The 11,206-nt window shown below is 52.8% G+C and carries 9 protein-coding genes; 3 read left to right on the plus strand and 6 right to left on the minus strand.

Annotated features, from left to right (window positions below; all coding sequences use genetic code 11):
• Positions 1–32 precede the first annotated feature (32 nt).
• The 6 genes from hupB to bolA form a co-directional block, all read right to left on the minus strand.
• A complete protein-coding gene (gene hupB / locus ABLU67_RS10350) occupies positions 33–305 on the minus strand; it encodes a nucleoid-associated protein HU-beta (RefSeq protein WP_002444653.1) in 273 nt (90 codons plus the stop codon).
• Positions 306–513: 208 nt separating this feature from the next.
• Entirely contained in the window at positions 514–2,868 is a 2,355-nt protein-coding gene (gene lon / locus ABLU67_RS10355) for an endopeptidase La (RefSeq protein WP_004099539.1), read from the minus strand.
• Positions 2,869–3,051: 183 nt separating this feature from the next.
• Positions 3,052–4,326: an ATP-dependent protease ATP-binding subunit ClpX gene (gene clpX, locus ABLU67_RS10360; protein WP_004099538.1), complete on the minus strand. Its 1,275-nt coding sequence runs from the start codon at positions 4,324–4,326 to the stop codon at positions 3,052–3,054.
• A gap of 132 nt (positions 4,327–4,458) precedes the next feature.
• Positions 4,459–5,082 carry an ATP-dependent Clp endopeptidase proteolytic subunit ClpP gene (gene clpP, locus ABLU67_RS10365; protein ID WP_003021624.1) on the minus strand — a complete coding sequence of 208 codons (624 nt, stop codon included), beginning with the start codon at positions 5,080–5,082 and terminating at the stop codon, positions 4,459–4,461.
• 315 nt (positions 5,083–5,397) lie between these two features.
• Complete coding sequence (gene tig / locus ABLU67_RS10370; protein WP_004848255.1) at positions 5,398–6,696, minus strand: trigger factor; 1,299 nt, start codon at positions 6,694–6,696, stop codon at positions 5,398–5,400.
• A 347-nt stretch (positions 6,697–7,043) separates the two neighbouring features.
• The gene (gene bolA, locus ABLU67_RS10375; protein WP_004133447.1) at positions 7,044–7,361 is read right to left on the minus strand and encodes a transcriptional regulator BolA; all 318 of its coding nucleotides are present in this window, start codon (positions 7,359–7,361) and stop codon (positions 7,044–7,046) included.
• Positions 7,362–7,666: 305 nt separating this feature from the next.
• Between bolA and ABLU67_RS10380 the strand changes: the two genes are divergently transcribed.
• The 3 genes from ABLU67_RS10380 to cyoA all read left to right on the plus strand — a co-directional run bounded on the left by ABLU67_RS10380 (position 7,667) and on the right by cyoA (position 11,194).
• On the plus strand, positions 7,667–8,245 hold the full coding sequence (locus ABLU67_RS10380; protein WP_004848253.1) for a lipoprotein: 579 nt from the start codon (positions 7,667–7,669) through the stop codon (positions 8,243–8,245).
• Between the two features lie 45 nt (positions 8,246–8,290).
• Entirely contained in the window at positions 8,291–9,766 is a 1,476-nt protein-coding gene (gene ampG / locus ABLU67_RS10385; RefSeq protein WP_049081034.1) for a muropeptide MFS transporter AmpG, read from the plus strand.
• A 480-nt stretch (positions 9,767–10,246) separates the two neighbouring features.
• A complete protein-coding gene (gene cyoA, locus ABLU67_RS10390) occupies positions 10,247–11,194 on the plus strand; it encodes a cytochrome o ubiquinol oxidase subunit II (protein WP_004848249.1) in 948 nt (315 codons plus the stop codon).
• Positions 11,195–11,206 lie beyond the last annotated feature (12 nt).

Consider the following 11,206-nt stretch of genomic DNA (forward strand, 5'->3'; position numbering starts at 1 on the left):
TACTTCGTCACAGACCCCAGTGGGGAAGTCGATCAGTTTACCGCGTCTTTCAGCGCTTTACCTGCACGGAAACCCGGTACTTTAGCAGCAGCAATGGTGATTTCTTTGCCTGTTTGCGGATTGCGACCGGTACGGGCAGCGCGCTCTTTAACAGCAAAAGTACCAAACCCTACCAGCGCAACGTCATCCCCAGCCTGCAGAGATTCAGTAACAGAAGCGATTAAAGCATCTAACGCACGTCCAGCTGCGGCTTTAGAAATGTCCGCACCGGCAGCAATTTTGTCAATCAGTTGAGATTTATTCACTGTTCTCTTCCTCTCTTTATAATTTATATCGCACCAGAATCCTTCGTGGCGCGACCGCGCAGCAGTTATATCAGGACTGTCATGCCCTTACAACAGAGTTGTAATTGACCCCCCTGCCAGCGATCTAAGTTAGCTACACAAAAAAAGGCTGGCAAGTACGAATTTACTTACCAGCCCTATTTTTCTTAGCGCAATTTGCGCGAAATCACTATTTTGCCGTGACGACTTCCATACCAAACGGCTCGTTCTGCAGTGCAAGTGCCAGAACTTCCTCGATTCGTTTCACCGGATGGATATCTAAATCGGCGATAACGTTATCTGGAATTTCTTCAAGGTCACGTTTGTTTTCATCAGGAATCAGAACAGTCTTAATGCCGCCGCGGTGCGCGGCCAGCAGTTTTTCCTTCAGACCACCGATTGGCAACACCTGGCCACGGAGGGTAATTTCCCCGGTCATCGCCACATCGGCGCGCACCGGATTGCCCGTCAGACAGGAAACCAGCGCGGTACACATCGCGATACCTGCGCTTGGGCCATCTTTCGGCGTAGCGCCTTCCGGTACGTGCACGTGAATATCGCGTTTTTCGTAAAAGTCTGAGTTGATACCCAGCTTATCCGCACGCGAACGCACCACGGTCAGCGCAGCCTGGATGGACTCCTGCATCACCTCACCCAGTGAACCGGTATAGGTCAGCTTACCTTTGCCCGGAACGCAGGCGGTTTCAATGGTCAGCAGATCGCCGCCCACTTCCGTCCATGCCAGACCCGTCACCTGACCCACGCGGTTTTCGCTATCCGCCCGGCCATAGTCATAGCGCTGCACGCCAAGGAAGTCATGCAGGTTGTCGCCGTTAATCTCGATGTGCTTCAGCGATTTATCCAGCAGCAGCTGTTTTACCGCCTTACGGCACAGTTTCGAGATTTCGCGCTCCAGACCACGCACGCCCGCTTCACGCGTGTAGTAGCGGATAATGCCGATAATCGCGCTGTCATCCACCGTCAGCTCGCCTTTTTTGAGCGCGTTACGCTCAATCTGTTTTGACAGCAGGTGGCGTTTGGCGATGTTCAGCTTCTCATCTTCGGTGTAGCCGGAGAGACGGATCACTTCCATACGATCCAGCAGCGGCGCCGGAATGTTCATGGAGTTGGAGGTCGCGACAAACATCACGTCGCTGAGATCGTAATCCACTTCCAGATAGTGATCGTTAAAGGCCACGTTCTGTTCCGGATCCAACACCTCCAGCAGCGCCGAGGCCGGATCGCCGCGCATGTCCGAAGACATCTTGTCGATCTCATCCAGTAAGAACAGCGGGTTTTTAACGCCCACTTTGGCCATTTTCTGGATCAGTTTGCCCGGCATTGAGCCAATATAGGTACGACGGTGACCGCGGATTTCCGCTTCATCGCGCACGCCGCCCAGCGCCATACGCACGTACTTACGTCCGGTGGCTTTGGCGATGGACTGGCCGAGAGAGGTTTTACCGACCCCCGGAGGCCCAACCAGGCACAGGATCGGCCCTTTGAGCTTGTTAACACGGCTCTGCACCGCGAGGTACTCAAGAATACGATCCTTCACGCGCTCGAGGCCGTAGTGGTCGGTGTCGAGGATCTCCTGAGCCTGACGCAGGTCTTTTTTGACCTTGCTGCGGGCGTTCCACGGTACCTGCACCATCCAGTCGATGTAGCCGCGAACGACGGTTGCTTCCGCCGACATCGGGGACATCATTTTCAGCTTCTGCAGTTCCGCTTCGGTTTTCTCTTTTGCCTCTTTCGGCATTTTCGCCGCGTCGATCTTACGCTTCAGCGCTTCGTTCTCGTCCGGGGCGTCGTCCATCTCGCCGAGCTCTTTTTGAATGGCTTTCATTTGCTCATTCAGATAGTACTCGCGCTGAGATTTCTCCATCTGTTTTTTCACGCGGTTGCGAATGCGCTTCTCAACCTGCAGCAGATCGATTTCCGACTCCATCATCGCCATCAGATATTCCAGACGTTCGTTAACGTCGGACATCTCCAGCACGGACTGTTTGTCCGCCAGCTTCAGCGGCATATGCGCAGCGATGGTATCCGCCAGGCGCGCCGGATCGTCAATGCTATTCAGCGACGTCAGCACTTCCGGTGGGATTTTCTTGTTCAGCTTGATGTAGCCTTCAAACTGGCTGATGGCCGTACGAACCAGCACTTCCTGCTCGCGTTCGTCAATGGCCGGCGATTCAAGATATTCAGCCTTCGCCGAAAAATGCTCGCCATTATCTGACAGCGCAGAGATGCGCGCGCGCTGCAAACCTTCGACCAGCACTTTGACAGTACCGTCCGGTAGCTTCAGCATTTGCAAAATAGACGCCACGGTCCCGACGGTGAAAAGATCGTTTACACCCGGCTCATCCGTCGAGGCTTCTTTCTGCGCAACCAGCATGATTTTTTTATCATGATCCATGGCTGCTTCGAGGCAACGGATAGATTTTTCCCGCCCTACAAACAGGGGTATGACCATGTGCGGATAAACCACCACATCGCGCAACGGCAATACGGGGATTTCAATGCGTTCAGAACGCTCAGGATTCATAGAGCTCTCTCTTAGTTTAAAGTCCGCCAGGTAGCCGACGACGCAACTCAACGACGCGTCGCCGTTAATATGTAAACCAGTATATGGGGATGTATTCCATACATTCAACGGCGGGAATGCAGGAAAAATAAAAGGGGAGATAAAATCCCCCCTTTTTGTTAACTGCTTGAGCAAAATGGCTAATTATTCACCAGATGCCTGCTGCGCTTCCGGTTTGCCGTAAATCAGCAGCGGCTTGCTCTGGCCATCGATAACCGAAGCGTCGATGACCACTTTTTCCACGTCTTCCATTGACGGAAGATCGTACATGGTATCGAGCAGCGCGGCTTCAACGATAGAACGCAGACCGCGAGCCCCGGTTTTACGCGCCATCGCTTTCTTAGCGATAGCGTCCAGCGCTTCGTCGCGGAATTCCAGCTCAGCGCCTTCCAGGCTGAACAGCGCCTGATACTGCTTGGTCAGGGCGTTTTTCGGCTCTTTGAGGATCTGAATCAGCGCTTCTTCGCTCAGCTCGCTCAGGGTCGCCACAACCGGCAGACGACCGATGAACTCAGGAATCAGGCCAAACTTGATCAGATCTTCCGGCTCAACCTGAGACAGCAGCTCGCCTTCGCTGGCTTTGTCAGACTTCGCCTTGACCGTCGCGCCGAAACCAATACCTGAACCGGTTTCAACACGGTGGGAAATGACCTTATCCAGACCGGCAAAGGCGCCGCCGCAGATGAACAGGATCTTAGAGGTATCAACCTGCAGGAACTCCTGCTGCGGATGCTTACGCCCGCCCTGCGGCGGAACCGCGGCAACGGTACCTTCAATAAGCTTCAGCAGCGCCTGCTGCACGCCTTCGCCGGAAACATCGCGAGTGATCGACGGGTTATCCGATTTACGGGAAATTTTGTCGATTTCATCAATGTAGACGATACCGCGCTGGGCTTTCTGTACGTCGTAGTCGCACTTCTGCAGCAGCTTCTGGATGATGTTCTCAACGTCTTCACCCACGTAGCCGGCTTCGGTCAGGGTGGTGGCATCCGCCATGGTGAAAGGCACATCCAGCAGGCGCGCGAGCGTTTCCGCCAGCAGCGTTTTACCGGAACCGGTCGGCCCGATCAGCAGAATGTTACTTTTGCCCAGCTCAACGCCGTTGCTGGTGTCGCCATTGCGCAGACGTTTGTAGTGATTGTATACCGCCACCGCCAGCACTTTTTTCGCCGGCTCCTGGCCGATAACGTAATCGTCCAGATGGTGGCGAATTTCGTGCGGCGTCGGCAGCGCGCTGCGCTCGCGATGCGGCGCGACTTCTTTAATTTCTTCGCGAATGATGTCGTTACATAAATCAACGCATTCGTCGCAGATATACACGGATGGCCCGGCGATTAGCTTACGCACTTCATGCTGGCTTTTGCCGCAAAAAGAGCAGTACAACAGTTTGCCCGAACCATCTTTGCGTTTATCTGTCATGAGTCCAAACCTCTTATTAAGTTCTTTGTGCCGCACACGACGACGCAAATGCCATTCTCAGGCGCAAACCGCTGTGAAGCGTTGTGCCGCCCTCTTTCAAACAAGTATAGCGGCACCCTTGCGCCTGGGGCATCAATTACGATGAGTCAAAATAGAGTCAACGAGGCCGTATTCCACTGCTTCTGAGGCAGACAGGAAGCGATCGCGCTCGGTATCGCGCTCGATCTGCTCAAGGGATTGACCCGTATGATGTGCCATCAGTTCATTCATGCGACCTTTCACTTTCAGGATTTCGCGGGCGTGGATTTCGATATCCGTCGCCTGGCCCTGGTAGCCGCCCAGCGGCTGGTGAATCATCACGCGGGAGTTCGGCAGGCAGAAACGCTTGCCTTTCGCCCCGGCGGTCAGCAGGAACGCGCCCATTGAGGCCGCCTGGCCCATACAAATGGTGCTCACATCAGGCTTGATGAACTGCATGGTGTCATAGATAGACATCCCGGCGGTAATCACCCCGCCCGGAGAGTTAATGTACAGATAGATATCTTTTTCCGGGTTTTCCGCTTCCAGAAACAGCATCTGCGCCACGATCAGGTTAGCCATGTGGTCTTCTACCTGGCCGGTCAGAAAAATGACGCGCTCCTTGAGCAGACGGGAGTAAATATCAAATGAACGTTCGCCGCGTGAGGTCTGTTCAATGACCATCGGCACCAGGGCCATATGGGGTGCAAAGTTGTCTCGTTCGCCACTGTATGACATTTCCGTCTCCTGGATTAATTTGAAAAAAACCGCTGCACTGATTGTAACCTTACGGACGGATTATCAGCCAGAATTTCTGCCATAGGGCAGAAGTGCATAGATGCACGCTTCATTACGGCGCATGATTATGCCAATGCAGTTACGTCTCCCGGTTATGGGGATGACGTTGCCATAATTCAAGCATAACAATCTTTTGTCGTAACGCTATCACTGAAATCGCCTTTTCGCACTCATCCTAAGGCTATCATTGCAATAAAAAAACCCGCAGCCTTTCGGCAACGGGTTTTTGCTCAAACCTTAAACCTTGGGGCGAAATTACGCCTGCTGGTTCATCAGTTCGCTGAAGGAAGTGGCTTTTTCAGACACTTTAGCTTTCGCCAGCACGGCTTCAACGGCCTGCTCTTCTAGCGCGACGTTGCGCATGTTGTCCATCAGCTCTTTGTTTTTGCTGTAGAACTCAACCACTTCTTTCGGATCTTCGTAAGCGGAAGCCATCTCTTCGATCAGGCCTTTAACGCGATCTTCGTCAGCTTTCAGCTCGTTGGTACGAATCACTTCGCCCAGCAGCAGGCCAACAACAACGCGGCGTTTAGCCTGCTCTTCGAACAGCTCGCGCGGCAGCTCCAGAGCCTGTTTCTCGTTACCGCCGAAACGCTGAGCAGCCTGACGACGCAGAACGTCGATTTCGCTGTCGATCAGCGCAGCCGGAACGTCGATATCGTTAGCTTTAACCAGACCTTCGATAGCCTGAGATTTAACGCGGTTACGCACGGCGCCTTTCAGCTCGCGCTCCATGTTTTTACGCACTTCAGCGCGCAGCCCGGCTACGGAACCATCTTCAACGCCGAAACGTTTGATGAACTCTTCAGTCAGCTCTGGCAGTTCACGTTCTTCAACTTTCTTCAGGTTGATAACGAACTTGGCCGCTTTACCTTTCAGGTTTTCAGCGTGGTACTCTTCCGGGAAGGTCACGTCGATGGTGAACTCTTCGCCAGCCTTGTGACCTTTGATACCGTCTTCAAAGCCCGGGATCATACGACCCTGGCCCATCGCCAGTACGAAGTCAGAGGCTTTGCCGCCTTCGAACTCTTCGCCGTCAACGGAACCGGTGAAATCAACGGTAACGCGATCTTCTGCATCAACAGCGCCGTCTTTGTCTTTCCAGTTCGCCTGCTGCTTGCGCAGAGTATCCAGCATGGTGTCAACGTCAGCATCGGTCACTTCAACAACCGGTTTTTCAACTTCGATCGCTTCCAGACCCTGCAGTTCAACTTCCGGATAAACTTCGAACTCTACCGCGTAGGTGAAGTCTTCACCCAGCTTGTATTCGCCCGGAACGTAGTTCGGCGCGCCGGCCGGATTAATTTTTTCTTTGATGATCGCGTCAACGAAGTTACGGCTCATCAGGTCACCCAGCACGTCCTGGCGAACAGATGCGCCATAACGCTGAGCAACAACATTCATCGGCACTTTGCCTTTACGGAAGCCGTCAATGCGAACTTTTTTCGCTACGTTGACCAGCTCGCTTTTGACAGCATTCTCGATGCTGTCAGCGGCGATAGTAATCGTTACACGGCGCCCAAGGCCCTGAGTGGTTTCAACTGAAACTTGCATCTTGTTACCTCAAAAAAATCACAGTGCTCGGTCAACTCTGGAAGCGCGAACAGGTTGCTTCGCAGAACCGGGATGCCCTCTTCAAATCAGAAACACATTCCCTGTCGTCAGAATCATCCCGAAGACATTCATAATAAAAGACGCGGCATTATAGCGGCATCACTTTTGTGAGTCGAGAACGGTTGTCGCCCACTGCTGCGGCTTTTTTCACATTTCCCGAGCAAATTTGCCTGTAAATATGCGTGAATTGCACATTTTTCAGGCAAAACAAAACGGCCCGCAGGCCGTTTTCTCATAAATCTTCACGCAACATACTGGAAAAGCTCCAGCGGTTGCAAATGCGATTTCTACGCGATACTTCCAGCCCCGCGACAAGGAGGAGAAGCAAAGACGGTATCCTGTAGCCCTTCCCACTCTTTGATTGTATAGGTATGCAACGCCAGAGCGTGCACGGTGCTTGATAGTTCCTCAGTCAACGTTCCGTAAATCATACGGTGACGATTAAGAAAACGCTCGCCAAGGAAGCGATCGCTCACCAACACCACTTTAAAATGACTTTCAGAGCCCGCAGGAACGTTGTGGCGATAGCTTTCATCCACGACTTCAAGATACACCGGGTCGAACGCTGCCCTAAGTTTTGCTTCGATCTGTTCACGTATCATCATGAATTTTCTCCTCCGACAACGCTGTATTGCCGCCATTCCCTTTAAATGTTAGCCGCTTTTACCGCTTCCATTGGGCGAAAACAACAAAAAATTAGCATTCCTCTGATATTTTCATGCAAAAGTATCGGCTTTAGTGGTTCGGTGTCCTGAAAGCCCTGCCTGCGTTGCGATAAGAGATGCAGTCAGGACAGAAAACGCACAAGGCGATGAATTTACATGCGTTGCCACTTCCCCTTGCCGTTGGCGATGTTATGATGGCGGGAATTTTCCTCATTACCACTCCACCATGCGTTGAGACCCTGAACATGTTTAAGAAAATTCTTTTTCCTTTGGTCGCGCTGTTTATGCTGGCCGGATGCGCCACTCCGCCGACCACCATTGATGTTTCACCGAAAATCACCCTGCCACAGCAGGATCCCAGCCTGATGGGCGTGACCGTCAGCATTAACGGCGCCGATCAGCGTCCGGATCAGGCGCTGGCGAAAGTCACCCGCGATAACCAACAGGTTACGCTCACCGCCTCCCGCGACCTGCGCTTCCTGTTGCAGGAAGTGCTCGAGAAACAGATGACCTCGCGTGGCTATATGATTGGCCCGAACGGCGCCGTGGATCTGCAAATCATTGTGAATAAACTGTACGCCGACGTTTCTCAGGGCAACGTGCGTTACAACATTGCGACCAAAGCCGATATTGCGATCGTTGCCACTGCCGCCAACGGCAATAAGATGACGAAAAACTATCGTGCCAGCTACTCTGTTGAAGGCGCCTTCCAGGCCTCGAATAAAAATATCGCCGATGCGGTTAATAGCGTCATGACCGATACCATTAGCGATATGGCGCAGGACACCAGCATTCACGATTTCATCAAGCAAAACGCGCGTTAATTTAAGTCGCAGACCCGGCTTCGCGCCGGGTCTGCACGACATGCCATGTCTAATCATTACTTACGCATTTTCACGCAGCCAAAATCAGCTATCCTGCTGATCCTCGGTTTTGCCTCGGGATTACCGCTCGCCCTCACCTCCGGCACGCTGCAGGCGTGGATGACCGTTGAAAACATCGATCTGAAAACTATCGGTTTTTTCTCGCTCGTCGGCCAGGCCTACGTCTTTAAGTTCCTCTGGTCGCCGGTGATGGACCGCTATACGCCGCCGTTTCTCGGCCGTCGTCGCGGCTGGCTGCTGGCGACCCAGTTACTGCTCCTTATCGCCATTGCGGCGATGGGTTTCCTTGAACCGTCCACGCAGCTGCGCTGGATGGCGGCGCTGGCGGTGGTCATCGCCTTTTGTTCCGCCTCTCAGGATATCGTATTTGACGCGTGGAAAACTGACGTGCTGGCCGCGGAAGAGCGAGGCACCGGAGCGGCAATCAGCGTGCTGGGCTATCGTCTGGGGATGCTGGTCTCCGGCGGGCTGGCGCTCTGGCTGGCCGATCGCTGGCTGGGTTGGCAGGGGATGTACTGGCTGATGGCCGCGCTGCTGATCCCCTGCATTATCGCCACGCTGCTGGCGCCGGAACCCAGCGACGTTATTCCGGTGCCGAAGACGCTGGAGCAGGCCGTCGCCGCACCGCTGCGCGACTTCTTCGGCCGCAATAATGCCTGGCTTATTCTGCTGCTGATCGTCCTTTATAAGCTTGGCGACGCGTTTGCCATGAGCCTGACCACCACGTTCCTGATTCGCGGCGTCGGTTTCGATGCGGGTGAAGTGGGAATGGTGAATAAAACGCTCGGCCTGTTCGCCACGATTATCGGCGCGCTTTACGGCGGCGTGCTCATGCAGCGCCTGACGTTGTTCCGCGCGCTGCTGATTTTCGGCCTGCTGCAGGGGGTATCCAACGCCGGATATTGGCTGCTCTCAATTACCGATAAACACCTTTTCTCCATGGCGACGGCGGTGTTTTTCGAAAATCTGTGCGGCGGGATGGGCACCGCGGCGTTCGTCGCGCTGCTGATGACGCTGTGCAATAAATCGTTTTCAGCCACCCAGTTTGCCCTGCTCTCAGCGCTCTCTGCCGTTGGGCGCGTGTACGTTGGGCCTATCGCCGGCTGGTTTGTTGAAGCCCACGGCTGGCCTACCTTCTATCTCTTTTCCGTCGTCGCCGCGGTGCCGGGGATTTTGCTGCTGTTAATTTGCCGGCGTACGCTGGAACACACTCAGCGCTCAGAAAGCTTTATGCCGCGCACGCGCTTTCCGCAGACCTACGGGCTGGCATTAATTATTCTGGCTGCTGGCTGCCTGATGCTGGCGATTTGGCTGCTGCTGCTGGCGCTCAACGCGCTGGATTACACCAACTTCTCCTTCCTTGCCGGCCTGCTTGAGATCGCCGTACTCACCGCCGTCGCGGGTATTTTACTCGGCGCCTTCCTTGACTATCTGGCATTACGTAAAACCGAGCTGATTTAAATCAGCGCAGAAACGTACGTGGACGTTGTAATTACTAAACGTAATTATAACGTCTTATTAACGATTTTATATTCATCGTAGCCGATTTGTTGTTTTGTGCGTTTTAGATTTCTGGAAATTATTGACAATTTTCATGCGAATCTTTAAATAATTTAACCGATTCAGCTCTGCAGGTTTTATTTTCCGCTTTTACGATGTCTTTTATTTGATAATTAATTGTTAATTATTTGTGTTGTTTTGCGGGTAGTTATGCTCATTCTCTTATAAAGCCTTTCGTTCTTATCCCTTTCGTTATCAATCCCGCCTAAATCAAGGTTTGCAAGCGATAATGTCACACTCCGTAACATATGTGACAGGGCAAGCAGAAGCCGCTAACATAGAGCAGACACAGCTCCAACTATGTTTACAGTAATGCAACCTTCCCGTAAAATGCCCGTACACTTTAAGCGCCACCAGATTCCGTGGAATTGAGGTCGTTCAATGAGACTTAGGAAATACAATAAAAGTTTGGGATGGATGTCATTAATCGCAGGCACTGTATTACTCAGTGGTTGTGATTCTGCACTCCTCGACCCAAAAGGACAGATTGGACTGGAGCAACGCTCTCTGATTCTGACGGCCTTCGGCCTGATGATGATCGTCGTTATTCCAGCCGTCTTGATGGCAGTAGGATTTGCCTGGAAGTATCGTGCGAGCAATAAAGATGCGAAGTATAGCCCGAACTGGTCACACTCCAACAAAGTGGAAGCTGTGGTCTGGACGGTTCCTATCCTGATCATCCTGTTCCTGGCCGTTCTGACCTGGAAAACCACTCACGCATTAGAGCCGAGCAAACCGCTTGCTCACGATGAAAAACCTATCACTATCGAAGTCGTTTCGATGGACTGGAAATGGTTCTTCATCTATCCGGAACAAGGTATTGCTACCGTCAACGAAATCGCCTTCCCGGCGAACGTACCGGTACACTTCAAAGTGACCTCCAACTCCGTGATGAACTCGTTCTTTATCCCACGTTTAGGTAGCCAGATTTACGCAATGGCCGGGATGCAGACTCAGCTGCACCTCATCGCGAACGAAGCTGGTACTTACGACGGTATCTCCGCCAGCTATAGCGGCCCGGGCTTCTCAGGAATGAAGTTCAAAGCTATCGCCACGCCGGATCGTGCAACCTTCGATCAGTGGGTAGCGAAAGCCAAACAGTCTGCGAACGCCATGGACTCCATGGAAACGTTCGACAAACTGGCTGCGCCTAGCGAATACAACAAAGTGGAATACTTCTCTAACGTGAAACCAGATTTGTTTAAAGATGTTGTTAACAAATTTATGTCTCACGGTAAGAGCATGGATATGACCCAACCTGAGGGCGAGCACGCAGCGCACGAAGGAATGGAAGGCATGGACATGAGCCACGCGGAAACCGCTCACTAAGGGGCCGAGGAA

Source organism: Klebsiella sp. GN_Kp190, assembly GCF_040061795.1.
Lineage (GTDB): Bacteria > Pseudomonadota > Gammaproteobacteria > Enterobacterales > Enterobacteriaceae > Klebsiella > Klebsiella michiganensis.

What these genes read in the sequence shown, in the direction of transcription:
- lon (WP_004099539.1), bottom strand. Translation starts at nt 2,868, where the DNA reads ATGAATCCTGAGCGTTCTGAACGCATTGAAATCCCCGTATTGCCGTTG.
- clpX (WP_004099538.1), bottom strand. Translation starts at nt 4,326, where the DNA reads ATGACAGATAAACGCAAAGATGGTTCGGGCAAACTGTTGTACTGCTCT.
- clpP (WP_003021624.1), bottom strand. Translation starts at nt 5,082, where the DNA reads ATGTCATACAGTGGCGAACGAGACAACTTTGCACCCCATATGGCCCTG.
- tig (WP_004848255.1), bottom strand. Translation starts at nt 6,696, where the DNA reads ATGCAAGTTTCAGTTGAAACCACTCAGGGCCTTGGGCGCCGTGTAACG.
- bolA (WP_004133447.1), bottom strand. Translation starts at nt 7,361, where the DNA reads ATGATGATACGTGAACAGATCGAAGCAAAACTTAGGGCAGCGTTCGAC.
- ABLU67_RS10380 (WP_004848253.1), top strand. Translation starts at nt 7,667, where the DNA reads ATGTTTAAGAAAATTCTTTTTCCTTTGGTCGCGCTGTTTATGCTGGCC.
- ampG (WP_049081034.1), top strand. Translation starts at nt 8,291, where the DNA reads ATGTCTAATCATTACTTACGCATTTTCACGCAGCCAAAATCAGCTATC.
- cyoA (WP_004848249.1), top strand. Translation starts at nt 10,247, where the DNA reads ATGAGACTTAGGAAATACAATAAAAGTTTGGGATGGATGTCATTAATC.